30 protein-coding genes are annotated in these 24,366 nt (G+C 35.1%); 2 read left to right on the forward strand and 28 right to left on the reverse strand.

What is annotated here, in order from left to right; translation table 11 throughout:
• Window positions 1-16: 16 nt before the first annotated feature.
• From resA to GHD00_RS08345, 7 genes are all read right to left on the reverse strand, one after another.
• Window positions 17-589, reverse strand: a complete 573-nt coding sequence (gene resA / locus GHD00_RS08315; protein WP_163537688.1) for a thiol-disulfide oxidoreductase ResA — start codon at window positions 587-589, stop codon at window positions 17-19.
• Between the two features lie 60 nt (window positions 590-649).
• Complete coding sequence (locus GHD00_RS08320) at window positions 650-1,378, reverse strand: pseudouridine synthase (protein WP_163537689.1); 729 nt, start codon at window positions 1,376-1,378, stop codon at window positions 650-652.
• Between the two features lie 95 nt (window positions 1,379-1,473).
• Entirely contained in the window at window positions 1,474-1,989 is a 516-nt protein-coding gene (locus GHD00_RS08325) for a spore maturation protein (protein ID WP_163537780.1), read from the reverse strand.
• Window positions 1,990-2,003: 14 nt separating this feature from the next.
• Window positions 2,004-2,591 carry a nucleoside recognition domain-containing protein gene (locus GHD00_RS08330; protein ID WP_163537690.1) on the reverse strand — a complete coding sequence of 196 codons (588 nt, stop codon included), beginning with the start codon at window positions 2,589-2,591 and terminating at the stop codon, window positions 2,004-2,006.
• Window positions 2,584-3,711, reverse strand: a complete 1,128-nt coding sequence (locus GHD00_RS08335; protein WP_163537691.1) for a D-alanyl-D-alanine carboxypeptidase family protein — start codon at window positions 3,709-3,711, stop codon at window positions 2,584-2,586. The genes GHD00_RS08330 and GHD00_RS08335 overlap by 8 nt, the downstream gene beginning before the upstream one ends.
• Before the next feature lie 101 nt (window positions 3,712-3,812).
• The gene (gene scpB, locus GHD00_RS08340; RefSeq protein ID WP_163537692.1) at window positions 3,813-4,385 is read right to left on the reverse strand and encodes an SMC-Scp complex subunit ScpB; all 573 of its coding nucleotides are present in this window, start codon (window positions 4,383-4,385) and stop codon (window positions 3,813-3,815) included.
• 14 nt (window positions 4,386-4,399) lie between these two features.
• Window positions 4,400-5,158, reverse strand: coding sequence for a segregation/condensation protein A (locus GHD00_RS08345; RefSeq protein ID WP_163537693.1), 759 nt, complete (start codon window positions 5,156-5,158; stop codon window positions 4,400-4,402).
• A 155-nt stretch (window positions 5,159-5,313) separates the two neighbouring features.
• On the opposite strand from GHD00_RS08345, the gene GHD00_RS08350 reads away from it, so the two are divergent.
• The gene (locus GHD00_RS08350) at window positions 5,314-5,397 is read left to right on the forward strand and encodes a YjcZ family sporulation protein (RefSeq protein ID WP_018931611.1); all 84 of its coding nucleotides are present in this window, start codon (window positions 5,314-5,316) and stop codon (window positions 5,395-5,397) included.
• Between the two features lie 98 nt (window positions 5,398-5,495).
• Here the strand turns inward: GHD00_RS08350 and GHD00_RS08355 are convergent, their stop codons facing one another.
• The 19 genes from GHD00_RS08355 to GHD00_RS08445 form a co-directional block, all read right to left on the reverse strand.
• On the reverse strand, window positions 5,496-5,840 hold the full coding sequence (locus GHD00_RS08355) for a GNAT family N-acetyltransferase (protein ID WP_163537694.1): 345 nt from the start codon (window positions 5,838-5,840) through the stop codon (window positions 5,496-5,498).
• A gap of 283 nt (window positions 5,841-6,123) precedes the next feature.
• Window positions 6,124-6,558, reverse strand: a complete 435-nt coding sequence (locus GHD00_RS08360) for a peptidylprolyl isomerase (protein WP_163537695.1) — start codon at window positions 6,556-6,558, stop codon at window positions 6,124-6,126.
• A 14-nt stretch (window positions 6,559-6,572) separates the two neighbouring features.
• Window positions 6,573-7,871, reverse strand: coding sequence for a diaminopimelate decarboxylase (lysA, locus tag GHD00_RS08365; RefSeq protein ID WP_163537696.1), 1,299 nt, complete (start codon window positions 7,869-7,871; stop codon window positions 6,573-6,575).
• A gap of 188 nt (window positions 7,872-8,059) precedes the next feature.
• On the reverse strand, window positions 8,060-9,532 hold the full coding sequence (locus GHD00_RS08370) for a spore germination protein (RefSeq protein ID WP_163537697.1): 1,473 nt from the start codon (window positions 9,530-9,532) through the stop codon (window positions 8,060-8,062).
• Between the two features lie 25 nt (window positions 9,533-9,557).
• On the reverse strand, window positions 9,558-10,001 hold the full coding sequence (locus GHD00_RS08375; protein ID WP_163537698.1) for a stage V sporulation protein AB: 444 nt from the start codon (window positions 9,999-10,001) through the stop codon (window positions 9,558-9,560).
• Window positions 9,994-10,608, reverse strand: a complete 615-nt coding sequence (locus GHD00_RS08380) for a stage V sporulation protein AA (protein ID WP_163537699.1) — start codon at window positions 10,606-10,608, stop codon at window positions 9,994-9,996. Before GHD00_RS08380 ends, GHD00_RS08375 begins: the two co-directional genes overlap by 8 nt.
• A 110-nt stretch (window positions 10,609-10,718) precedes the next feature.
• The gene (gene sigF, locus GHD00_RS08385; RefSeq protein ID WP_163537700.1) at window positions 10,719-11,465 is read right to left on the reverse strand and encodes an RNA polymerase sporulation sigma factor SigF; all 747 of its coding nucleotides are present in this window, start codon (window positions 11,463-11,465) and stop codon (window positions 10,719-10,721) included.
• Window positions 11,466-11,474: 9 nt separating this feature from the next.
• Complete coding sequence (spoIIAB, locus tag GHD00_RS08390) at window positions 11,475-11,915, reverse strand: anti-sigma F factor (RefSeq protein ID WP_163537701.1); 441 nt, start codon at window positions 11,913-11,915, stop codon at window positions 11,475-11,477.
• The gene (gene spoIIAA / locus GHD00_RS08395; RefSeq protein WP_481810381.1) at window positions 11,912-12,265 is read right to left on the reverse strand and encodes an anti-sigma F factor antagonist; all 354 of its coding nucleotides are present in this window, start codon (window positions 12,263-12,265) and stop codon (window positions 11,912-11,914) included. The genes spoIIAB and spoIIAA overlap by 4 nt, the downstream gene beginning before the upstream one ends.
• A gap of 121 nt (window positions 12,266-12,386) precedes the next feature.
• Complete coding sequence (locus GHD00_RS08400; RefSeq protein WP_240468651.1) at window positions 12,387-13,580, reverse strand: D-alanyl-D-alanine carboxypeptidase family protein; 1,194 nt, start codon at window positions 13,578-13,580, stop codon at window positions 12,387-12,389.
• 570 nt (window positions 13,581-14,150) lie between these two features.
• Window positions 14,151-15,452, reverse strand: a complete 1,302-nt coding sequence (locus GHD00_RS08405; protein ID WP_163537702.1) for a pyrimidine-nucleoside phosphorylase — start codon at window positions 15,450-15,452, stop codon at window positions 14,151-14,153.
• 23 nt (window positions 15,453-15,475) lie between these two features.
• Window positions 15,476-16,303, reverse strand: coding sequence for a purine-nucleoside phosphorylase (locus GHD00_RS08410; RefSeq protein WP_163537703.1), 828 nt, complete (start codon window positions 16,301-16,303; stop codon window positions 15,476-15,478).
• A gap of 12 nt (window positions 16,304-16,315) precedes the next feature.
• The gene (deoB, locus tag GHD00_RS08415; RefSeq protein ID WP_163537704.1) at window positions 16,316-17,494 is read right to left on the reverse strand and encodes a phosphopentomutase; all 1,179 of its coding nucleotides are present in this window, start codon (window positions 17,492-17,494) and stop codon (window positions 16,316-16,318) included.
• A gap of 164 nt (window positions 17,495-17,658) precedes the next feature.
• Window positions 17,659-18,555: a site-specific tyrosine recombinase XerD gene (gene xerD / locus GHD00_RS08420; protein ID WP_163537705.1), complete on the reverse strand. Its 897-nt coding sequence runs from the start codon at window positions 18,553-18,555 to the stop codon at window positions 17,659-17,661.
• A 2-nt stretch (window positions 18,556-18,557) separates the two neighbouring features.
• Window positions 18,558-18,776, reverse strand: a complete 219-nt coding sequence (locus tag GHD00_RS08425) for a DUF4227 family protein (protein ID WP_163537706.1) — start codon at window positions 18,774-18,776, stop codon at window positions 18,558-18,560.
• Window positions 18,777-18,853: 77 nt separating this feature from the next.
• Window positions 18,854-19,309, reverse strand: a complete 456-nt coding sequence (gene fur / locus GHD00_RS08430; protein WP_163537707.1) for a ferric iron uptake transcriptional regulator — start codon at window positions 19,307-19,309, stop codon at window positions 18,854-18,856.
• Between the two features lie 107 nt (window positions 19,310-19,416).
• Complete coding sequence (gene spoIIM / locus GHD00_RS08435; RefSeq protein ID WP_163537708.1) at window positions 19,417-20,055, reverse strand: stage II sporulation protein M; 639 nt, start codon at window positions 20,053-20,055, stop codon at window positions 19,417-19,419.
• 115 nt (window positions 20,056-20,170) lie between these two features.
• Entirely contained in the window at window positions 20,171-21,328 is a 1,158-nt protein-coding gene (locus GHD00_RS08440; RefSeq protein ID WP_163537709.1) for an endonuclease Q family protein, read from the reverse strand.
• Between the two features lies 1 nt (window position 21,329).
• Window positions 21,330-21,878: an NUDIX hydrolase gene (locus GHD00_RS08445; protein ID WP_163537710.1), complete on the reverse strand. Its 549-nt coding sequence runs from the start codon at window positions 21,876-21,878 to the stop codon at window positions 21,330-21,332.
• Between the two features lie 102 nt (window positions 21,879-21,980).
• On the opposite strand from GHD00_RS08445, the gene GHD00_RS08450 reads away from it, so the two are divergent.
• Complete coding sequence (locus GHD00_RS08450; RefSeq protein ID WP_163537711.1) at window positions 21,981-22,895, forward strand: aldo/keto reductase; 915 nt, start codon at window positions 21,981-21,983, stop codon at window positions 22,893-22,895.
• 298 nt (window positions 22,896-23,193) lie between these two features.
• Here GHD00_RS08450 and GHD00_RS08455 read toward each other — a convergent pair whose 3' ends face one another.
• Together GHD00_RS08455 and GHD00_RS08460 are read right to left on the reverse strand one after the other, a co-directional pair.
• On the reverse strand, window positions 23,194-23,514 hold the full coding sequence (locus GHD00_RS08455) for an iron-sulfur cluster biosynthesis family protein (protein WP_163537712.1): 321 nt from the start codon (window positions 23,512-23,514) through the stop codon (window positions 23,194-23,196).
• 17 nt (window positions 23,515-23,531) lie between these two features.
• Window positions 23,532-24,323, reverse strand: a complete 792-nt coding sequence (locus tag GHD00_RS08460) for an SDR family NAD(P)-dependent oxidoreductase (RefSeq protein WP_163537783.1) — start codon at window positions 24,321-24,323, stop codon at window positions 23,532-23,534.
• Window positions 24,324-24,366: the final 43 nt, after the last annotated feature.

A 24,366-nucleotide genomic window follows, 5' to 3' on the forward strand; every position in this document is an offset into this window, starting at 1 on the left:
TGTTACCCCTCATTAATTAACTAGGTTCTATTTGCTGTAAATATCCTTCCAATTTTTCTAAAGTTAACTCCCCTAATACTCTTTCTACCACAACCCCATTTTCATCTATAAAAAAGGAAGTTGGTAATGGTTTAATACCATAAGCATCGAGCACCTGACTATTTTTATCATGTAAAACAGGAAAAGTTAGATTATAATCTTCCACAAAATTATGAACGACTAATTCAGTAGCATCAACACTAACTGCTACAATTTCTACACCTCTATCCTGATATTGGGAATAAAGTGACTCCATATAAGGCATTTCTCTTTCACATGGCTCACAGTAAGTTGCCCAAAAATTCAGCATAACACCTTTTCCTTCGAAGTCAGACAAGCGTACGGTTTGCTCTCCACTTCCATTTAGGTGTTTTAATTGAAAATCAGGGGCCTCATCCCCGACATCAACCGCTGCTTCATCCGCTGAGAGGTTGGACACAACTGCAAATATAAGCGCTGCAAATAGCAGCATAATGATTATTGTTCGAAATATCAAACGCCTGCGTTTTTTAATTTGTTTTTTTTGCTTGCCTAGTTCAACCTTGTTCATATTGCGACACTCCCACGAATCATTATATCATTTAACAGCTGTTACAGTTGTGACAGTTGTTTAACAATTTTTTTGTGCTAAAACCTTCAGTTGTTTAACCTCATGAGGTGTTAAAGCGCGGGATTCACCAGGTTGTAAACCAGCTAAGGTTAAGAATCCAAACCTTTCTCTTTTAAGCTTGTCCACCTCACACCCAATAGCTTCAAACATACGTCGAATTTGACGGTTTTTTCCTTGATGTAAAATAACTTTCACAATCGCTGTATTTTTTTTCTTATCTGTAGATAATACTTTAACATGTTTCGCTTTTAATTTTTCCCCATCTGATGTAATACCTTTTTTAAGATTTTTCAATTCCTCATTTGATGGAATTTTTTTTGTTTTCACAACATATTCTTTTTCAATTTGATATCGAGGGTGAAGCAATAGGTTTGTAAACTCCCCATCATTCGTCAAAATAATCAATCCAGATGTATCATAATCCAGCCTACCTACAGGATAAATACGTTTGTCTAATTCTTCAAAGAAATCTGTTACGGTTTTTCGGTTTTTATCATCTGAAACACTGGATATAACCCCACGTGGCTTATATAGTAAGAAATAAACTGGTTCTTCTTTTTCCACTGGTACACCATTTACTTCAATTTCATCTTGACTTGTCACTTTTGTCCCTAACTCTTTTACTACTTTTCCATTCACACGTACTTTACCATCTTCGATCAGATTTTCGGCCTTTCTTCTTGATGTAATACCGCTATTTGCAATAACTTTTTGTAATCGTTCACTCATGGTTGCTTACTCACTCTTTCTTTTAGTTATATTTCGAATCGCTTGGATTACTGTCCAAATAAAAGCAGTAGCGTTAACCACTCAAGTTAACGCTACTACAAAAACATCCAAGACACAACTATTACGGATACTATTATACCAATTAAATCTGCAATCAGTCCAACTTTTAATGCATCTCCCATTTTCTTAATACCAACAGCTCCAAAATACACGGTTAATATATATAAGGTTGTATCTGTACTTCCTTGCATGGTTGAAGCCAATCTGCCAAGAAAAGAATCAGGTCCGTAAAGTTGAATCATTTCTGATGTCACACTCAATGCAGCTGTACCAGATATAGGTCGAATGAGTGCTAACGGTGCTAATTCTGCCGGGAAACCAAGCGAGGATAGAATCGGTTTGATTAATTCTATAAAAGCATCTAAAGCCCCAGAACTTCTAAGGATTGAAATGGCCACCATCATCCCTAATAAAAACGGCAATAGAGAAACCGCCATCTTCAATCCTTCTTTACCACCTTCGACGAATACTTCGTATGCAGGCACTCTCTTGACAACCGCTACCATAAGGACAAAACAAATGATACATGGGACAAGCCAAATGCTAATCATTGTCATCCATTGAATCAATGTCTCATCTTCTCCCTTCTTCGACGAAGTAAACGATCTACGAGAATAGCCGATATGGTAGTAACGAGAGTTGCAACTAAAGTGCTGCTTACGATCTCTGTAGGCGCCTGGGAACCATATTCCATTCGTATAGCAATAACAGTTGTCGGCACAATGGTAATACTTGAGGTATTGATAACTAAAAAAGTAATCATGGAGTTACTCGCCTTTTCAGAGCCACTTAATTTTTTCATTTCTTCCATTGCTTTAATACCCATTGGAGTAGCAGCATTTCCAAGACCAAATAAGTTAGCACTAAAATTGGCTAAAATGTAACCCATAGCAGGATGATTGTCTGGTATCTCTGGAAAGACTTTTTTGACAACTGGTTTAAAAAGGGTTGAGAGTCCTCTTAAAATTCCAGCTTTTTCTGCAATTCTCATCATCCCTAACCAAAATACAAGAACACTCGTAAGACTAATAACAAGCGTAACTGCTTCATCTGCACCTTCAAATAGGGCTTTATTTACCTCTTCCATGGTTCCATTTATCATGGCATAAACAATCCCTATTATGGCCATTAATGCCCAAATTACATTAATCACTTGGATCACCTAAAACTTGTTGGAATAACCTTGTCACACTTGTCCAAAAACCATTACCTGCTTCTGTATAAGAGTTGTTAATCTTAGCATGTATATTCGTTTCTGCTATCTTTTCTCCATTTAGATAAAAAAATTTTTTCCCAATATGATGGTCATGATTTTCTACATTTTTATAGAGGTATGTCTTTGCTTGAATCGCTTGTTTTTCTTCTTCAGTTAAGGGATAAAAGATTGGTCGTATAATTTGACCAGTAATCTCTTCATCTGCCGCTTTTATGGAGTATTGGAATTCCCCTTTATCTTGAATTTGTTCTTTATCAAAGTTTTCAAACCCCCACTCAAATAACTGTATATGATCTTGCCAATCATCTGGTGCGTTTAATGTGACAGCTATTAATGTATGACCATTTTTTTCCGCAGTCGATACTAATGTTCTGCCAGCCGCTTTCGTATAACCGGTTTTACCTCCCGTACAATACTCGTAATATGCCGTTAACAGCTTATTTTTATTACGCCAAGCATAATCTCTGTCATTTGCTTTATATACTTCCGTTCCCGAAACCTTTTGAAAGGTCTCATTAGTCATAGCATATTGCATGAGAATAGCCATATCCTTTGCAGTAGAATGATGTGTATCACCGTCTAATCCATGGGGATTCTCAAAATTGGTATTTGTCATGCCTAACCATTTAGCTTTCTCGTTCATTAAGTAAACAAATCCTTCTTGACTACCACCTACTTGTTCACTAATAGCTGTAGCAGCATCATTCCCAGATCGCAGCATTAAACCATATACTAATTCTTCAAGTGTAAAAGAATCTTCTTGCTTTAAATAAATGGACGATCCTTCTACCCTCGTTGCTTTTTCACTTATTTTCACCTTCTCTGAAAGATCTCCAGACTCAATCGCTACTATAGCAGTCATAATTTTTGTAATGCTTGCTATCAATTTTTTTTGATCGGCATTTTTTTCAAATAATATTCTTCCTGATGACTGATCCATCAAAATGGCATTTTCTGCTGACACATTTATATTTGCCTGTAAAGTAAAAGGATGGGATAAGATCCCAATACAAATCACCAATATAGCAAATTTATAACGCACACTATTCCACCTCATCTCACTTTCCACCCAGTTTGTACCATTCTATGCGTTAAAGACAAGCATATGCTTTTAGATAAAGAAAAACTTGACCTTAATGATGTAGGTCAAGTTTTTCTTTACTCATTCAATTTGTCAAAAAATAAATCAGCTTCTTGTTCCATCTCACTATCTTGAATGTGATCAGGCAAAGGGGGTAAATCATCAATAGACTTCAAGCCAAAGTATGTTAAGAAATCAAGGGTTGTACCAAATAAAATCGGCCTTCCAATTCCTTCTTTTCGCCCCACCTCTTCCACTAATGCTCTGGCAATCAATGTTTGCACAGGTCGTTCACTTTTCACGCCTCTAATCTGTTCAATTTCGGTTCGAGTAATAGGCTGTAAATAGGCAATGATAGCTAACGTTTCTAAAGCCGCTTGAGATAATTTCGAACTTGTTTTGGTTTCACGTAATTTTGCGAAATATTCACTATGCTCAGGCTTTGTAGTGAAATACAAAGTTTCCTGTGTCTCCACTATCATCATACCTCTACCCGTATTCTCATAATCAAATTTTAATTCATTAATTAGATGTTCCGCCATATCTGTTTCTAAATCAAGAACCTTTCTTATCTCTCTCTTTCTAATCCCTTCATCACCAGATGCAAAAATTAAACCTTCTAAAACAGCTTTTACTTCTTGTATGTCCAATACCTTTACCTCCATCAATTTTCATGCGTTGTCTGATCTTCCGTTGCTGCTTCTGCTTTATATACCATAAGGTCATCAAATTGCTTCTCTTGTCTACATAGAACTCTTCTTTGTTTCATTAATTCTAGAATGGCAATAAATGTAGCTACAATGTAAGACCGGGAAGGCTCAGGGAATAATTGATAAAACGAGATACCTTGATGGCTTTGTGATATAGTTTTCATCACTTCATCCATGCGTTTCTCAATCGGAATTTCCGTTCTTTGTACAGTTGTTTCTAACGGTTGATTCCATTTTTTTCTCTCAAACACTTTACCTATCGCGCTTAACATATCGTATACATCTGCACCGCCTTCAGGGAGTTGGTATGTATCTATTTCTCTAAACGATAATGGGGGCCTTGTGTGTACTTGGCTTTGCTCCATTTCTCTTTCTTTCAACTGAGTGGCAGCTTCTTTATATTTTCGGTATTCAATTAACCGTTTCATTAAATCTTCTCTCGGATCTTCCTCATACTCTTCTTCTACTTCTATAGTAGGGTTTGGCAACAACAGCTTACTTTTTATTTCCAATAAGGTAGCCGCCATAACTAAATATTCACTGGCGATATTCAACTCTAACTCCTGCATCGTTTGAATATAGGAGAAGTATTGTGAGGTGATTTCTGAAACAGGAATATCATATATATCAATCTCGTATTTATTAATTAGATGCAGGAGTAAATCCAAAGGTCCTTCAAAGGCATCTAACTTTACTTGATAATGTTTTGACATTATGGAACCTCCACTAACTATAATAGTATCTCTCACAAACAAATCCTTTTTAACCATTATATCTGCCTATACCATTCATGATATCTCTGCATACATTAATTGCGAAAGATCAATTAAATACAATTGATTCAAAATTCATTATAGGAGGTATTAACATGGGCTACTCTTATGGTGGCGGCTTTGCTTTAATTGTTGTACTGTTCATTTTGTTAATCATTGTTGGAGCTGCATGGTTCTAAGTTAACCTTAAATAAAAACAGCATTTTGATTGAAAAGAACCTTTGCTATAGTCTTAGCAAAGGTTCTTTTCATACATATTATCAAGAAACGTTCAACATTATTGACATTTCGCGAAAAACATTTCTGTGCTTTTATTTGGCTTCACTTCAAATGAAGGACCATAATAATCCTTTACTGCATTTACCATATTTTTACCGATGCCCATATTACGGTGAGACGGATTAACTGTAATATGCTGTACTGTTACCGTATTGTTTTCAATCTCAACACCTATTGCACCGAGAACATCTTCTTCTACTTTCCATAAAAATAATTGCCACTGATCATTTTCTTCATACTCTTTTATGGTATACTGTAGCTTTTTAACTTCTTTTTCATCAGGCATAAATGATAATAAGCCCATTGCAATTTTTTCAAACCTTTTCTTAAATCTAATTAACATATTGAACCCCTCATTATTCATAACATATTGTATTTTAATGATATGTTATGTTATATCGGAGAAGTCGTTACTAGAGAATAATACATTTCAAGACGAAAAAACAATACCAAACCAATAGTAACAACCCCATACAGTTCCTAAAACAAGTAATATGATAAACAATAGCCAATTTTTCGTTGATTGTTTCATAAAAATCTATCCCTTATAGCAATTCCACTATTAACCTATTTCAACCTTAGTTTTACAATAGTATATTCCACCACACATGTCAATGTATTATCCTTTAATTATCAAATACACGTACAGATTCCATGACATCCCCTTTTTTAATGCTTAACACTGTATCCATACCTTCCACTACTTGTCCAAACACAGTATGCACACCATCTAAATGTGGCTGCGGTTCATGAACGATAAAAAATTGACTTCCTCCCGTGTCTTTACCTGCATGAGCCATAGATAAAGAACCAGCCACATGCTTATGCGGGTTACCTTCTGTTTCACATTTTATGGTATAACCTGGCCCACCAGCACCTGTTCCAGTTGGGTCTCCACCCTGTGCAACAAATCCTGGTATTACACGGTGAAAAGTAACACCATCATAAAATTGATCATTCGCCAATTTTTCAAAATTCGCTACTGTATTAGGTGCTGCTTCTTCATACATTTCAATTTTGATTTTTTCTCCATTTTCAAACTCAATAATTGCGTGCTTCATTACTTTTATCCTCCCTATTCATATGATCGATCATTTTGTATGACATCTTGATAAGTTTCTCTCTCGATTACTAGTTTATCTATTCCATTTTCAACAAAAACAACAGCTGCCTTTGGAAATCGATTATAATGATTTGACATAGAATATCCATAGGCCCCTGTACTGAAAACGGCTAAAATATCATTTGAATTTATTTTGGGTAAAGCAATATCCCAAATTAACATATCACCGGATTCACAACATTTTCCAGCAACAGAAACTGTTTCGTCCAAACTACTATTCATTTTGTTAGCCAGTACTGCATCATATTTTGCCTGGTATAAGGCAGGTCGCAAGTTATCTGTCATGCCTCCATCTACTGAAACATACTTTCTAACATCCGGTATTTCTTTTACGGAACCTACTGAATATAAGGTTAAACCAGCATCTCCGACAATGGAGCGGCCTGGTTCAATCCATATCTCAGGAAAATCCATTCCATACTTCTCAGTTTGAATCGTAATTTCATCTATCAGTGCTTCCACATATTTTTCTAATGGCAATGGTTCATCTTCATCAGTATAACGAATTCCGAAACCGCCACCTAAGTTTAAAACACTTGCAACAAATTGATATTGATCTCTCCATGTACTTAATGTTTCAAACAGTCGCTGAACAGCCATCATAAAACCATCTGTTTCAAAAATTTGTGAGCCAATATGACAATGCAACCCTTTAACGTGGATAGAATCTATGGATATAAGGTTAAGCAATGCCTTTTCTGCTTGACCATTTGTTAAATTAAAACCAAATTTTGAATCATCATGACCAGTCAAAATATAATCATGAGTATGTGCTTCAATCCCAGGTGTTACTCGAATTAAAACATCCATCGTTGTATTATATTCCTCGAGTATAGACTGCAACAATTCGATTTCATAAAAATTATCAATAACAATACAGCCTATTTGATGTTTGACTGCCATTTCAAGCTCTTCAAGACTTTTATTATTACCGTGCAAATGAATTTTGTCAACTGGAAAATCAGCTTTTAACGCAGTATAAAGCTCTCCTTGGGAAACAACATCCAGGCTTAAGTTTTCTTGTTTTGCTACTTGTACCATCGCAATGGAAGAAAACGCCTTGCTGGCATAAGCAACTTGTGCATTGACATCATGCTTTTTAAATGTTTCAACAAAAGCGCGAGCATGTTGTCTAATTCTTTCTACATCATAAACAAATAAAGGAGTGCCATATTTATTTGCTAAATCTATAGCATCTATACCACCAATGGATAAATGCCCCTTTTCATTCACATCAAACGGGTGTAACATCTAGTAAACCTCCACATAGATATTTCGAATAATATGTTGAAATGTGCAAAGAAAAACCCCTTATCCTCATTTCCTAACAATGTAGAGAATGAGCAGATAAAGGGATCTCTCGCGTTCCCATTTTCGTCTTTTTTATTCAAAGTATAGAAATAATTTATCACACGTCCTTTAACAGTTCAAGTTTTATATTATGAAGATTGTTTTTTATTGTTTTTGGGATGAACAATACTTGGTCTTGTCTGTGATAATGGATAAGATAATCGAAATAAAATTTGAGCTAAAGCTTTATCGTTAAATGGTATTAATGGCCATAAATAAGGTGTATTTAATGATCTTGTCGATATCAGAAAAAGTAAAAAAACAGTAACACCAATTACAAACCCTTGTACTTGAAAAAGGAAAGTAACGATAACTAAAAGAAGCCTTACCATTTTATTAGCAACACTTAACTCGTAGCTAGGTGTAGCAAAAGAGCCGACCGCACTAATCGCCACATATAAAATCACTTCTGCACTAAATAAACCGACTTGTATGGCAATTTCACCAATTAATACGGCAGCAATGAGGCCCATCGCCGTAGACAAAGGAGTTGGGGTGTGAATAGCTGCCATCCTCAAAAATTCAATACCAATATCTGCTAACAATATTTGGACTAGAATGGGGACATTTCCTGTTTCATTAGGCCCGATAAAATGCAGTTGTTCCGGTAATAAAGCTGGTTCAATTACTAATAACAGCCAGAACGGTAGTAAAAACAAAGCTGCAAATATTCCAAAAAAGCGTACCCAGCGAACAAATGTACCGACACTAGGTGATTCCCGATACTCTTCAGCGTGCTGGACATGATGAAAATAGGTGGTAGGCAGGATGATCATACTAGGGGAAGTATCCACCATGATTAGAACATGTCCCTCAAATAAATGAGTGGAAGCTACATCAGGCCTTTCCGTATAACGTACTTGCGGGTATGGATTAAAGCCTTGATGAACTAAATATTCTTCAATCGTTTTATCTGCCATGGATATCCCATCCACATCAATTTGATTGAGTTCATCTTTAACTAAATTTATTAAGCCTTCATCGGCTACATCTTGTATATAGGAAATGCAAATATCTGTTTTTGATCTTTCTCCAACTTGCAGGATTTCATGACGCAATCGCTCATCTCTCACTCTACGTCTAGTTAAAGCTGTGTTCTCAATAATATTCTCTGTATAGCCATCACGAGACCCTCTGATAACCTTTTCTGTATCCGGCTCCTGAGGTGATCTCCCCGGATAGCTTCTTACATCTACAATAAAACATTCTTCTTCTCCATCAATAAAGATAACCAATAGACCAGAAAGCATTTGATCAATCGCTTCATCATATGTCTTGGATTTTTCTACTTGTTGATGGACAATACGATTATCAACAACACTATACAGATCCGTTCCATCTAATTCATCATCATTAATCGATATTAATTTTTTTATAATTTCAATCACATAATCAGTATCAACTAGTCCTGTCACGTAGTATAGCTGTACATCTTTTTTTAATATCTTTATTTCCCTAAAACCTACATCAAAAGAAACTCCTATACCTAATTTCGACTCCATGTATGACTGAGTTTGCTTTAAAGATGCATAAATATTCGTCATATTTTTGTTCTTTGCCATGATGTATCCCTCATTACTATATTTTTTAACTATTAAATTTATCTACAAAAATAATCCACTGAAATAATGATCCTAAAATTTTCCCGATCACAATAGCCATTAACAACCACAATAATTCTTTATCAATTCCTAATCGTTTCATTAAAATTGGAAATACATTTAATACTTCCGTGAGTGCTGCTGCCAGCATACCAACAAAAATGCCTTGTAATAATCCCCAAAAAGCTAAGATAATCATTGGTACTTCTATCGTTCCACTTGTAAACGAAAGATATGTACCAAGTACCGCTCCAAAAATGACACTTGCCTGATAATATTTTAAAGATTGTACACTTTTACTTAATTGCACTAATCTAGGAATAATACCTAATACTGCTAAAAACGCTACAAACCCAGATCCAACAATTAATCCTGAACCAAACCCAATAAAAATCTCAGCGAAAGTGTGAAATATATGCCCTTTAATCATTTTTGTTTTTCAACAACACATTTTCATGATGAATAAGATATTGATCTAAGTCTTGTTGATAATTAAACATTTCTACTTCCAGTGGGCTTGGTTCTTCATTAAAGCGTTTCTTGAAAATATGATTAAAAAACAGAATCATACCGACACCTAATCCGATTGAATATGGGATTTGAATCCATAATGGCTTTTCTGTTTCCCTGCCAGTTAAATACAAGGAAAGACTTTGATGTACTTCCTGCATACTAACGTCATAGTGAAAATTCATGATAGCCATTGCAGATCCCACACATAATAAAAGCCAAATGAACAAAATGATGAAAATATTTGCTTTTCTTTCTTGCTTTTTCACTTCAATAATGACTTGATTAGGACCTATTAAATCAAAAGCAAGCTTAGGATATGAAACCATTAAAGTATCCAACAGATGGAACCCATCAATAACGGAAACATTTTTATCTTGTTCTGTTATTTGGTATATTTTTATATTTTTTACTTGTTCTAAGTAGGGAACATTACCCGTTACAAAAGCAATATGATCAAGCTTAATCAGATGGTTATGTTCGACGGTTATTTTTTTCTTTAGTTGTATATATACTTTCTCTTCCATAGACCATCGTCCTTTCGCCATCATTTCTTCTTTTTCTTAGTATGGAACGATTAAAATAAAACATACAAAAGAAGAGAAAGAAAAAAAGATTATCGATAACTCGATAATCTTTAACTCTGCATTTCTTCTTTTATTTTGTCCAATATCTTTTTTTCAATTCTAGATACTTGCACTTGGGAAATTCCTAATCTATTCGCTACTTCTGACTGTGTTTGATCTTTATAGTAACGGAGATAGACAATTAGTCTTTCTCGTTGGCCTAAGTCATTAATAACCTGCTCCACTGTGATTTTGTCAAACCAATTATCATTGGAATCAGCAATTTGATCTAGCAAAGTAATAGGATCTCCGTCATTTTCAAACACTGTTTCATGAATAGATTGAGGTTTTTTAGTCGCTTCCTGAGCATGGATAACATCTTCAGGAGTAATCTTTAGTGCTTCTGCAATCTCTTGTACAGTAGGGGCACGCCCAAACTCTTTCGTCAATTCATCTGTCATACGACGTATTTTATTACCTACTTCTTTCAAGGAACGACTAACTTTAACGGTTCCATCATCTCGAATAAACCTTTGAATCTCTCCTATAATCATAGGGACGGCATAAGTGGAAAATTTCACATCATATTCTAAATCAAATTTATCAATGGACTTTAAAAGCCCTATAGAACCTATTTGAAATAAATCATCCTGATCATACCCTCTATTTATAAAGCGTTGAACGACAGACCATACTAAACGGACATTTTTTTCTACTAGTATAGACCTCGCTTCTTCGTCTCCTTGTTGACTCAAAGCTATATATCGCTTTACTTCCTTATCGTCTAAAGTAGATGCATTTGAAATTTGTGTTTTCATTTGCATCACCTAATTAATGTAACTTTTGCTTTTTTGAAAATCTTTCATCATCATGACTTTCGTTCCTTGACCAGGATTTGATGTGATTTTTACTTTATCCATGAAATTTTCCATTATGGTAAAACCCATTCCCGATCTCTCTAGTTCAGGTTTAGAAGTAAATAATGGTTCTTTCGCTAAATCAATATTATCAATACCTATACCTCTATCTTCAATAGTTAATGAAAATGTATGATCATTTAATTCACACGTAATATAAACAGACTGTGTAGGGTCTTCATCATAAGCATGAATAATCGCATTTGTTACCGCTTCTGATACAACGGTTTTGATTTCGGTTAATTCGTCCATCGTTGGATCTACTTGTGAAACAAATGCTGCTACAGATACTCGAGCAAAAGCTTCGTTAGCACTTACACTTTTGAATTCTAATTGCATGGAATTGTTCATGACGCCACCCCCAAAGATAACAATGCGAAGGATTCATCTGACTCTAATCGAACAATCTTAAATATACCTGACATATCAAATAATCGCTTAACGGAAGGAGAAACAGAACAAACAATCATTTCCCCTCCTAATTGTTTCACTTCCTTGTAACGTCCTAAAACGACACCAAGTCCTGAACTATCCATGAAATGTAAGTTTTCAAGATTTAAAATAACATGCTTAATCCTTTCATTTTTCAGATACTCTTGCCACTCCATTTTCAGCCGAGATGCTGAATGGTGATCTAATTCCCCTTCTAAACGAACAATTAGCACTTCTTCAATTGTTGAAAATTGCATGCTTAGTTGCAATATAATCCCTCCCTGCGAATTCTTAAATATATTTTCTCTATTTATGCAGCTAAATCCTGCCACCCGACAAAACTAGTACTCATTCGATGCAACTTATGATGATTCCCTATAATTCAACAGACTACTTTTTAAAGAAAGTTTGGAATGTTCGTTGAATTAATTGGAATACATTAGCTTTATCTACTTCATCCAATAACACTAAATCTGTTTCATTAACAATAGTATCTCCTTCTTTTACTTCAAGCATACCTACTGAGGTACCTGCTTCTAATGGAAGTTCAATATTTTTTCGTATACGAATAGTTGTCTCAATATCATTAATATTTGTTCCTTTTTCATACACTAATGATATTGAGTCATTGGTCACTACATTAATTTCCTTCTTATCAGCTTTTAACCAATCAAGTGTTGTAACAGTTTGATGTTTTTCAAATAGTGGCTTTGTTTCATACTTTGCATAGGCGTAATCTAATAACTGACTAACATCACTATTACGGTTTTTCGTCGTATCTGCTCCCATTACCACCGCAATCGTACGCATTCCATTTATCTCTGCAGTTGCAGTAAGACAGTATTTCGCTTCGCTAGTATATCCGGTTTTTAAACCATCTACTCCATCATAGAACTTAACAAGCTTATTTGTATTTACTAACCAAAACTCGTTTTCTTCACCTTTACGTAAATAGTCCTCATATATACTGGTATAGTCTGTAATAGATTCGTATTTCAACAATTCTTTTGCCATTACAGCCATATCATGAGCAGTAGATATATGATTATCTGCAGGTAGGCCTGTAGCATTTTGAAAGTGTGTATCTTCTAACCCTAGTTGTTCTACTCTCTCATTCATCATTTGAACAAAACTTTCTTCGCTGCCTGCAATCCTTTCGGCTAATGCTACGCTAGCGTCATTACCGGAAGCCACCGCTACTCCTTTTAATAAATCCTCCACAGTCATTTCTTCTCCTTCTTCAAGGAAAATCTGGGATCCGCCCATAGAAGCAGCATTTTCACTAATGCGCACCTTCTCGTCTAATGTTAATTGGCCTTTCTCTAATGCTTCCATAATGAGTAACATTGTCATAATTTTCGTCATGCTTGCAGGGGGTAATTGCTTCCCAGCGCTTTTTTCATATAAAACAGTACCTGTATCCCGTTCCATTAAAATGGCAGACTTCGAATGTGTTGCCAAGTCTACACCTTGAGCGTTAACTTCTTGAGTATGTTCCTCATGATGATCCGCATAAATGATTTGATTGCCTGTAAACGTCATTATCAACAAGGCAGTTAGAGTTAATAATGTTATTTGTTTTATTCCTTTCACTCTCCATCACCTCCAAATATTCACAATTATATTTTTTCCAATTTAAACTAATTATATAACTAAGCTGATAAAAAACTTCTCACATTTTCAAGAAATAAAGATGCAAGCTAATGTATTTTCATATTGTTAATTGCCTAATGACACGCTTGAATAAAACTGCGACATAAGCCTTAAAAAAGCTCTGAATACCGCTCCAGAAATATACTTCGCTTTCCGGGGGCACGGCTTCAGCTTCCTCGGCAGCAAACTGCCTGCGGGACCTTCAGCTCGCGCTGTCCCCAAGGAGTCTACGTATTTTTCTTCCGCTGGTGAGTAGTAAGAATATGTTTTTTTCTCACTTAAAACGAACACTAATCCAAGCTGCGAAAAAATGCGAGACTCCTGTGGGAAAGGAACAGTCTGAAGACCCCGCAGCGTCGATTAAGCACTCACCATGAGACGAGTAGGGAAAATTATTAAAAAGTTATGTTCGTAGTTTATAACTATTGTGCATAAAGTTGATTTTAAGAAAAAGGCCTAAAAAAAGTGATAACGAACCTTCGTTATCACTTTTCGCTTTATTTATTTGATGACGTTGTAAATCATTTTTCTTCTTTCTGATTGTTTTGGTTTAATAGTAAAGGCTGATTTTACTAACTCTGCTACTTCATCTACTTTCTCCTGATTGCTGTGGAGGGTGACTAGAGTATCGCCAGCTTTAACTTGATCACCTATTTTTTTATGAAGAGATACTCCTACCCCATGATCGATTGTATCTTCTTTCGTTGCGCGTCCAGCTCCTAAATGCATAGCTGCTATACCTATCGTGTCTGCTTCCATGCCGTGAATAAACCCGGTGTTTTCTGCTTTAACATCAATATGATATTGTGAGGAAGATAATTGATGAGGATCATCAATCACAGAAGTATCCCCGCCTTGTGCTTTCACAAACTCCTTTAAAGCATGGTATGCATTACCGTTGTCCATAAGCTTTTCTAATTCAGAAGCTGCATGTTCATATGTCTGATAAACTCCTGCTAACAACGTCATTTGAGCGGATAGTTCGATTGCTAGTTCACGCAAGTCACTTACATTCTTTCCTTGTAAAACCTCAATGGCTTCTTTTATTTCATTCGCATTACCTACTTCATATCCTAGAGGCTGATTCATATCACTAATGACTGCAATGGTAGCCTTATCCAATTGATTACCAATCTTCACCATCTCTTTAGCTAATTGTTTGGATTCTTCATATGTTTTCATAAATGCTCCTGAACCAGTTTTAACGTCCAATACAATGCTATCAGCGCCAGAAGCAATTTTTTTGCTCATAATAGAACTTGCAATCAACGGGATCGATTCAACCGTTGCTGTTACGTCTCTTAAGGCATATAGTTTTTTATCAGCCGGAGCTAAATTACCCGTTTGCCCCACTACGGCTAGTTTATGGCGGTTTACATTATCCACAAATTCTTGGTTAGAAATCTCTACCTTAAAGCCAGGAATAGATTCAAGTTTATCAATAGTTCCTCCAGTATGGCCTAGTCCTCTTCCGGACATTTTGGCAACAGGAACTCCTGCTGCAGCAACTAATGGACCAACGATTAAGGTGATTTTATCCCCGACCCCACCTGTAGAATGCTTATCAACTTTGTGACCATTAATCGCAGATAAGTCAATAAGATCACCAGAATCCACCATGCTTTGCGTTAAAACAGCGGTTTCTTGTTGATTCATCCCCTGATAATAAATAGCCATTAGTAAAGCAGAGACTTGATAATCCGGTATGTCGTCATTCATATAATGCTGAATAAAAAAACGAATTTCCTTTTCTGTTAAAGCATCTCCATTTCTTTTCTTTGCAATAATATCAACCATTCTCAATGGCATTCACCCTTTTTGATTTATTATGCTTCATTTGGAAAAGACTTGATCAGAAGCTTCACTAGTGTAATAAAATCATCTCTTACTCTATTTGTTGTATCTATTACTTCTTGATGACTTAATGGTTGATCTAAAATACCTGCAGCCATATTAGAAATACAGGAAAGTCCTAAAACATCCATCTTGGCATGATTGGCAACAATAACTTCTGGAACCGTAGACATTCCTACTGCGTCCCCACCTAAAATACGGAGCATTCTAATTTCTGCCGGCGTTTCATAAGAAGGTCCAGTATTAGCAACATAAACTCCCTTTTGTAACCCTATATTTAATTGATTGGCACAATTTTCTGCATGTTGAATTAAATAAGGAGCATAAGCCTGAGACATATCAGGAAAGCGTTCACCTAGTTCTGGATCATTCTCACCAATTAATGGGTGATCTCCCATGTTATTAATATGATCTGTAATTAACATCAGGTCACCTGCAGAAAAATTTTCATTGACTCCTCCTGCTGCATTTGTAACCACTAACTGTTTTATGCCTAACATTTGCATCACACGAACAGGAAATGTCACCTGTTCTAATGGATACCCTTCATAATAATGAAACCTTCCCTGCATCGCAATGACAGATTTCCCTTCTAATTTCCCAAAAACTAACCGTCCTTTATGTCCTTCCACTGTAGATCTAGGGAAGTGTGGGATTTCATGATAATCTATCACTTCTGCCTCTTCTAATTCATCTGCTAGTACACCAAGGCCTGAGCCTAAAATCAGACCTATTGTTGCAGTTGAATGGACTCTTTGATTTATAAATTGTGTCGCCTCTTGCAGATATGTCTTATTCATATAATTCTCCCTCTATTCTTTAATCTCATGTAAAAAACTTTTTCCATATTGTGGTTCTTCCACTCCAAAATTCTCTGCAATAGTAGCACCAATGTCAGCAAATGTTCTCCGTAATGGTAATTCTTTTCCTAATGATATACTTTTGTGATAGACCAACAAAGGGACATACTCACGTGTATGGTCTGTTCCATGATGAGTAGGATCATTTCCATGATCTGCTGTAATAATAAATAAATCCGTATCAGATAATTTATTAAGCATTTCAGGGAGCCTTTTGTCAAAACTTTCTAACGCATCTGCGTATCCAGCTGGATCTCTTCTATGACCATATTTTGCATCAAAATCAACTAAATTTAAAAAATTCAAACCATGGAAAGGTTTATCCATGGATTTAATGAACTTCTCCATTCCATCATCATTATCTTTTGTACGGATGGTTTCTGTTACCCCTTCTCCATCATAAATATCAGAGATTTTTCCAATTGCTACTACGTCATGATCCTTATCTTTCAAGGAATTCATCACCGTTCGGCCAAATGGTTTAAGTGCATAATCATGGCGATTAGCGGTTCTTTCAAAACTTCCAGGTTTGCCAATGAAAGGCCTAGCAATTACTCTTCCAATCATATACTTCTCGTCTAATGTTAATTCCCTAGCCATTTCGCAAATTTGATAAAGTTCCTCTATTGGGACAATATCCTCATGTGCAGCGATTTGTAAAACGGAATCTGCAGATGTATAAACAATTAAGCTACCTGTTTCCATATGTTCGGGTCCTAGCTTTTTGATGATTTCCGTTCCAGATGCTGGATAATTTCCAATCACCTTTCGTCCGCTACGTTTTTCTATTTCTTGTATTAATTCATCAGGGAAAGCTTCAAAAGTTCGAAAAGGTGTGTCGATATATAGACCCATAATTTCCCAATGACCTGTCATAGTATCTTTTCCGTTCGATTTCTCTTGCATCTTTGCGAAATGAGCCATAGGAGTGTCCGCTTTTTTAATACCTTGGATTTCTCGTATATTACTTAATCCGAGTTTTGACATATTAGGCATATTCAATCCATTTTTAAACTCTGCAATATGCCCTAAAGTATCTGCTCCTTTATCATCAAATTGTTCTGCGTCAGGTGCTTCACCTATCCCTACAGAATCAAGAACTATTAAAAAAACGCGATCAAAATGACTCATGATTCATCCCTCCTAACAACCGATACCCTAAAACGAATATAGTTATGCTTCGATTTCATTACTTATCCTTATCTTTTTCTATAAATTCATTCTCATACTTTGCCACGAAAACAAATTGCCACGACATAACATCGTGACAAAACTATCCACCACCTATCTGCTTACTATGCTCTTGGGTGATGTGATTTATAGATATCTTTTAACCTTGATTTAGACACTTGGGTATAAATTTGTGTAGTAGAAATATCAGCATGTCCTAACATTTCTTGGACAGCCCGCAAATCAGCACCATTTTCTAATAAATGGGTTGCGAAGGAATGACGTAATGTGTGAGGCGATATTTCTTTTTCAATTCCTGCCTCTTTCGCAACTTGTTTGATTATTTTCCAGAAGCCCTGTCTAGATAGTGGTTTGCCATGATGATTAACAAACACTTGCTCTGTTTGTTTACGCTTAACCAATTTTGGTCTACTATCATGTAAATACAGCTCAATAGCTTCTTTTGCGATGTCTCCCATTGGTACAATCCGTTCCTTAGACCCTTTGCCAAAACATCTAATAAAGCCCATTGTAAGATGAAGATCATTTAAAGTTAAATCTATTAATTCCGTCACTCTCAAACCTGTGGCATATAACACTTCCAGCATAGCCTTATTTCTCAATGAAAACTTATCATCATATTGTATATGTAATAATTTCTCGACGTCATTAGTCGATAAAACCTTTGGTAAATGACGTTTAGATTTGGGTGTTTCTATATGTAAACTTGGATCTTCTTTCATATCAAATTCTCTAATTAAAAAAGAATGGAATAACCTTAGTGTGGATAAAGTACGTGCAATAGTAGCAGAAGACTTTCCGCTATCATTTAAAAAATACAGAAACTGCATTACATCTTGCCTCGTAACACGATGCCAGTTTTTTATTTTTCGAAACTCTTTTAAATATTCATAATACTTGATTAAATCCCGTTTATACGCTTGTAATGTATTTTCAGACAATCCTCGTTCTATTTTTAAATAACGGAAAAATTCTTCTACAGGATCTAATAACTCCTCCATAACTACTCACCCAATCGAAAAAATATACTTAATCGTTCCCATGCGCCATTATTTTCTTGTTTAAACACTTTAACAGCATTCCCTTGTGGTGTCTCGTAACGGTCCATTTTTTCATATTCTTGATGCAATGCATTAATTACATAATAAAATAGCAAAGTACAAATAACAAAAATAAAGAAAACTTTCATCATTTCTATACAAACTCGATAAAAGGTTGTCATTTCTCATTCTCCTAATAGAAAATTTATATTCTATTAGAATTTATGCCAAATACAACTAAAAATATACCTTATTCGTTCTATTCTTCTGTTTTATCTTTACTTTGACATTGTCTGCATATACCATGAAATGTTAGCCTGTGATCTTTGACAAGAAACCCCCATTGGCTTTGAACGATGTGTTCTACATCTTCTAATAAGTCATCCATAATTTCTTCTACTGACCCGCATTCTGTACATACCAAATGATGATGGAAATGTTTCGCACCTTCTTTTCGCAGGTCGTATCTAGAAACTCCATCACCAAAGTTTATTTTATCTACTACTTTTAATTCTGTTAACAGCTCCAGTGTTCGATAGACAGTAGCTAAACCTATCTCAGGTGCTTTATCCTTAACTAATAAATATACATCTTCAGCACTTAAGTGATCTTCTTCACGCTCTAGTAATACTCTTACTGTTGCTTCACGTTGTGGAGTTAACTTATAGCTTTGCGCATGCAACTCTTTTTTAATACGGTCTAATCTATGTTCCATAACTCCGACCTCCCTCACAGACTCAATTATAAATATACGGTAAGGAGGTGTCAATTAAAATAATTATTAATTACGAAATAATATTATTTATCAAATAATAATTTTTATTATTTAATAAGGGACTGAGAAATCATCTTCATAGATTCTAACGATATAACAGACTCTAGCATTGCTGCAATACTTACAACAGCTATTAATAAAACGAATACCCCAATATAACGGTAAAAAATTTGAATGATCGGAACCTTATACCTTTTTGATAGAATGCTTTGAAGCAATGTTAAGGAAAATATCATGGCAAAGGTACAGGCTATGATATATATAGGGATAATAATAAGATTTTGCGGGGCAATAGCTGAAAAAGCAAAAAACAACCCTTTCCATCCTAATTGATTAACAAAGAAACCTACAGTAAAGCCAATCGCTACACCCTTTACAAAGAGTAAAACCCATATTATAGGTAGACTGATCACTGCCAGACCTAAGAAAAATAGAAGTGCTAAAAATTGTATGTGGTATAAAAGTGAACTTTTAAATAATGCTCCTTTTGATATTTCTTCTTCATGAAGATAACTCTGGAAAAATCTTTCTAGATAAAAAAATAGATCTTGTTTTTGAACAAACGACATACTATTTACAATTATAGCACCAAAAATAATACCAGTTAAGAAAAGTATAATAGTGAAGATGTATAACGTGTGATATTGTACCAAATGTGAGATAAATATGTTTTGTTGTTTTGGCATAGAGTCACTTCCTTGTTTAGTTTCTCGTTTAACTCTATGTTTTCTAATATAGAAATAGAACTATAACTTAGAAGTGAATTCTGCATTTTTGTTAACATAACACTATTATGGTTATCTAACTTTTTACTTTCCCATACTTACCCCCTCCCCCTTTTTCTATAGAAAGACGTCCATTTCGTAAATCAATAATCCTGTCTGCAATCGGTTGACCCACAATACTAACTAAATGTTGATGCTTCACGAAATGAATGATGTTCATTTCATTTCCAAAGTGATCCAGAAGTTTTTGGTATGTTTTATGTCCTAATCCAGGAATATACTCTAAAGGTACTTGATATATATACGGTGGACGTTTTGATTGATTTATACTGCTTGAGGATATTTCTTTTATTCGGTCCGAAACACCTTTAATATAAGAAGAAGATTGGCATTCACTGCATACTTCCCCATTATGATAAGAAAAGCACTTTTTACAAACTGTCGCATAATATTTTCCTAACCTAGGATTCATCCCATAATTTGCAACAATTTTTCTCTGTCCTTCTTCTTTTAATGCAAGCTTCCATTCATCAAAGCATGGACTATTGAACTGCATGACTTGATACTCCCTTGCTATTTTAGCAAGAGAGTGAGCGTCCGAATTAGTTAAATATGGAAAAGAGTGTAACTCCTTTATTTGGTCTGCCATATCTGTATCAGAGCTTAATCCTAATTCAATCGCATCAATTAACGTTGAATCCAAAACTTCTGTTAAAGATTTGTTTACCCCTTTTCCATATAAACTTTTAAAAGGAGTAAAAACATGAGCCGGAATAAAAAGACCATTTAACTCTCTTACTTTTTGCTGTAATGAAACTGCAGAACCATAAAACCTTTGTGAACTTAACTCGATGTTCTTCATGTAGCTTTGTAGCCACTCAGAGAACCTTTCCATATCTGAAAGTGTTCGAAAGTAGCAAAGAACGTGAATAGGGCCTTTGCAATGGTCATCATATATTTCTAATTCACTACCTAATATAAGAGTAGTTCGGTCAAAGCGAATCCCCCCTCCTTCAATCTCTCGTGCATTTCCTGTTTGTATAGCCTTTTTAATCTCAGTCTGTACAGCAGGCGCATGACAATCAATTACCCCTACCATATCCATTCCTTTATTTTCAGATGCTTCCAACATAATATTAGTTAAAGTTAAATTTTTCGAAGCCGTAATTTTTACAGGCTTATGATAAATATTTCTTCCAATATGTATGTGCAAGTCGACAAAATAAGATTTCATGTTATTCCTTCATACCTTTATTCCTTAAATATAATATCGCATAAGCTGTTTTAGCATCATGAATTTCCTGTGTTAATACTTTTTCTTCCGCTTCTTCTAAAGTTAACTCTACCAATTCTACAAATTCATCTTCATCTAATGATTGAGCCTCTACCAGTTCCTTCAGATCACTTGTTTCATACAAATAAATTATTTCATCAGCAAAACCTGGTGATGTATAAAACGATGTAATGTATGTTAATTGTTTTGTCGTATACCCTGTTTCTTCTTCTAGTTCTCTTAGAGCAGTCACTTTAGGTGATTCTCCATCCTCTAATTTTCCTGCCGGAATTTCTATTAAAGTTTTTTCTAGTGGTTTACGATATTGTTTCACAAAAACGATTTTATTATCCTTTGTTTTTGGAATAATCGCAACCGCTCCTGGATGTTTTACAATTTCACGTTTCGATTGATTTCCATCTGGTAATGTCACATCATCTACTTGTAATCGGATGACTCTTCCTTCAAAAATATGTTCCGAATGAATGGTTTTTTCCGTAAAATTTGTCATCTTTTTATACCTGCCTTTTTTTAGAATAAACTACTATCATTGTATTTCTTAAAATGAATTTGTACAATAAAAATATAATGACTTCAGAAAGGATGGAATGCAATGCGTATAAATCAATTAGGTCAATCCGATTTACATATTTCTGAATTATCACTAGGTTGTATGTCTTTAGGCACGAATCAAAAACATGCTGAAGGAATTATTCACGAAGCTATTGATCTTGGGATTAATTATTTAGATACAGCGGATTTATATAATCAAGGGGTAAATGAAGAAATTATCGGAAAAGCGATTAAGTCTAAGCGGGACGATGTTATTCTAGCAACCAAAGTCGGCAATCACTTAAAAGATGATGGAAGCTGGTTTTGGGACCCATCAAAAGCATACATAAAAGATCAAGTAAAAGCGAGTTTACAGAGGCTTCAAACAGACTATATTGATTTATATCAGTTACATGGCGGTACCATGGAGGATCCAATCGATGAAACCATTGGAGCTTTTGAAGATTTAGTGCAAGAAGGGGTGATTCGATATTATGGTATATCTTCTATCCGTCCTAATGTTATTAGAGAATATGTAAAAAAATCAAATATCATCAGTGTGATGTCTCAATATAGTATCCTGGACAGGCGACCAGAAGAGGAAATTTTACCGTTATTAGAAGAAAATAATATTAGTGTGGTGACTAGAGGTTCTCTAGCTAAAGGTATGTTAAGTAACAAAGCAAGTCAACTGGTAGAACAGAAAGGCCAAGATGGATTCTTGGATTACAATGAATCAGAATTAAAGAGCACAGTGAAAGAACTGCAGAACATTTTAGAGCCAAATCAAACTCTTAATGGGCTTGCTCTCCATTACGTATTACAATCAAAAACGGTAGCATCTAGTGTAACAGGAGCTAGCTCTATTGAGCAGCTAAAAACAAATGTAAAGGCGTTAGAAGAAACATTTTCCGATGACCAATTAGAAAAAGTAAGAAGTATCGCAAAACAAAATGTATACCAAAACCATCGTTAACTATAAGTTTTACTATTAGGCTTTTTCCATATTCATTGTTGTTTTTATAAACTGTTGAACAAAAATACGACATAGTGAAAATGTTAAAAGAGTGCCTATAACTTTCTCATTATTGTTTACTGCTTTCATACGCTCCGACAACATACTTTGCTTTCCGCAGCGTCGATTAAGCACTAATCATAGGACGAGTGGAGTAAAACTATCCAAAGTTACTGCGCTGTTTATAGCTATGGTGAAATATGGTTACAACCTTCTTTTATAAGTAGAGCTCTAGGAAATGTTACCTAGAGCTCCACTGTTATGCTGTTAATTGATTAATGGATATAAAAGGGTTTAAGACTCCTTCATTACTGCTTAATCTAAATGTCTGCCCGTTAAAGTCTAATCGCATTTTATTTGCAAAAAATACTGATTGATGGTAATGAACAGTGACCGTAAAGACATCATTTTCCACCAGTTTATCCGCTTTATCTTGTTCCATTTTAAATTCTATTGTAGGCATTCCATTCACTCCACAGCCACAACCGTCTGTATCATATTTTAATGCTAATATAGAGTGAGAATGAGGTTGTAACTCTTTTAATTTTGAAATCGCTTCTTTCGTTATTTGTAATTTCACGTTTATCCTCCTAAAAATTACTTCTTATAAAATAATGGACGCAGTAATGTTTCCATCAAATGTGGACACAATTGGTATAACTTACTGCCTAATTGCATCCAATTCGGTAAATTTATTTCTCGTTTGGAAGTAAATAAGGTTTGAACAATTTTCTCTGCCACCCTATCAGGATCTAACATATACTTTTTAACATTTTTTATATAAGTACCTTCTGGATCTGCTATTGAAAAAAATGATGTACCGACTGGACCCAAATTAACGGACGTAACATAAACGTTCTCCATGTTTAATTCCAATCGCAACGAATTGGTAAAAGCTATAACAGCAGACTTCGTAGCGCTATAAACAGCAGACTTTGGTGTTTGTATTTTTCCTGCTTGAGAAGCTATATTTATTATATGTGAGACAGATTTTTTCTTTAACAATGGTAAGAAGTATTTGGTTGTGTACATAACCCCTAATACATTTAGATCTACCATCCCTTTTATATCATCTGATTCCAGTTGATCAAATCGTTCAAATAACCCGTAACCTGCATTATTGATTAATGCATCAATTTCTAAAACATCTGCTTCAATCTGTTTCATCGTAGCAAACCAACTCTCATGATTACTTATATCGGATACGTAGATATAAGCGCTCACATTGTATAATTGCTTGAGTTCTCTTTGCAATGCCTTTAACTTTTCTTCCGTTCGCGCAACTAATATAGGTACACCGCCATTTGCTGCAATTGTTTTAGCGACTGCTGCACCAATTCCATCAGATGCTCCAGTGATTAATATTTTCTTTTTATTAATTTCCACTATAACTCCTCCTGCAATTAGTTTAACATGAAAGACAGGTTACAAG

The sequence above is a fragment of the Gracilibacillus sp. YIM 98692 genome (genome assembly GCF_010993965.1).
Classification (GTDB): Bacteria; Bacillota; Bacilli; order Bacillales; family Amphibacillaceae; genus Gracilibacillus.

Excerpts from the sequence above, each read along its gene's own strand:
- GHD00_RS08440 (WP_163537709.1), bottom strand. The coding sequence starts at position 21,328 with ATGAAATCTTATTTTGTCGACTTGCACATACATATTGGAAGAAATATT.
- GHD00_RS08380 (WP_163537699.1), bottom strand. The coding sequence starts at position 10,608 with ATGGAAGAGAAAGTATATATACAACTAAAGAAAAAAATAACCGTCGAA.
- GHD00_RS08410 (WP_163537703.1), bottom strand. The coding sequence starts at position 16,303 with ATGAATAAGACATATCTGCAAGAGGCGACACAATTTATAAATCAAAGA.
- GHD00_RS08355 (WP_163537694.1), bottom strand. The coding sequence starts at position 5,840 with ATGTTAATTAGATTTAAGAAAAGGTTTGAAAAAATTGCAATGGGCTTA.
- GHD00_RS08345 (WP_163537693.1), bottom strand. The coding sequence starts at position 5,158 with ATGTCAAAACATTATCAAGTAAAGTTAGATGCCTTTGAAGGACCTTTG.
- GHD00_RS08320 (WP_163537689.1), bottom strand. The coding sequence starts at position 1,378 with ATGAGTGAACGATTACAAAAAGTTATTGCAAATAGCGGTATTACATCA.
- spoIIAB (WP_163537701.1), bottom strand. The coding sequence starts at position 11,915 with ATGAACAATTCCATGCAATTAGAATTCAAAAGTGTAAGTGCTAACGAA.
- resA (WP_163537688.1), bottom strand. The coding sequence starts at position 589 with ATGAACAAGGTTGAACTAGGCAAGCAAAAAAAACAAATTAAAAAACGC.
- spoIIM (WP_163537708.1), bottom strand. The coding sequence starts at position 20,055 with ATGCCAAAACAACAAAACATATTTATCTCACATTTGGTACAATATCAC.
- GHD00_RS08325 (WP_163537780.1), bottom strand. The coding sequence starts at position 1,989 with ATGATTAGCATTTGGCTTGTCCCATGTATCATTTGTTTTGTCCTTATG.
- GHD00_RS08425 (WP_163537706.1), bottom strand. The coding sequence starts at position 18,776 with ATGACAACCTTTTATCGAGTTTGTATAGAAATGATGAAAGTTTTCTTT.
- GHD00_RS08445 (WP_163537710.1), bottom strand. The coding sequence starts at position 21,878 with ATGACAAATTTTACGGAAAAAACCATTCATTCGGAACATATTTTTGAA.
- GHD00_RS08450 (WP_163537711.1), top strand. The coding sequence starts at position 21,981 with ATGCGTATAAATCAATTAGGTCAATCCGATTTACATATTTCTGAATTA.
- GHD00_RS08360 (WP_163537695.1), bottom strand. The coding sequence starts at position 6,558 with ATGAAGCACGCAATTATTGAGTTTGAAAATGGAGAAAAAATCAAAATT.
- deoB (WP_163537704.1), bottom strand. The coding sequence starts at position 17,494 with ATGAGTCATTTTGATCGCGTTTTTTTAATAGTTCTTGATTCTGTAGGG.
- sigF (WP_163537700.1), bottom strand. The coding sequence starts at position 11,465 with ATGAAAACACAAATTTCAAATGCATCTACTTTAGACGATAAGGAAGTA.
- GHD00_RS08375 (WP_163537698.1), bottom strand. The coding sequence starts at position 10,001 with ATGATTAAAGGGCATATATTTCACACTTTCGCTGAGATTTTTATTGGG.
- lysA (WP_163537696.1), bottom strand. The coding sequence starts at position 7,871 with ATGTTACACCCGTTTGATGTGAATGAAAAGGGGCATTTATCCATTGGT.
- fur (WP_163537707.1), bottom strand. The coding sequence starts at position 19,309 with ATGGAACATAGATTAGACCGTATTAAAAAAGAGTTGCATGCGCAAAGC.
- GHD00_RS08370 (WP_163537697.1), bottom strand. The coding sequence starts at position 9,532 with ATGGCAAAGAACAAAAATATGACGAATATTTATGCATCTTTAAAGCAA.
- xerD (WP_163537705.1), bottom strand. The coding sequence starts at position 18,555 with ATGGAGGAGTTATTAGATCCTGTAGAAGAATTTTTCCGTTATTTAAAA.
- GHD00_RS08335 (WP_163537691.1), bottom strand. The coding sequence starts at position 3,711 with ATGAGGTGGAATAGTGTGCGTTATAAATTTGCTATATTGGTGATTTGT.
- GHD00_RS08350 (WP_018931611.1), top strand. The coding sequence starts at position 5,314 with ATGGGCTACTCTTATGGTGGCGGCTTTGCTTTAATTGTTGTACTGTTC.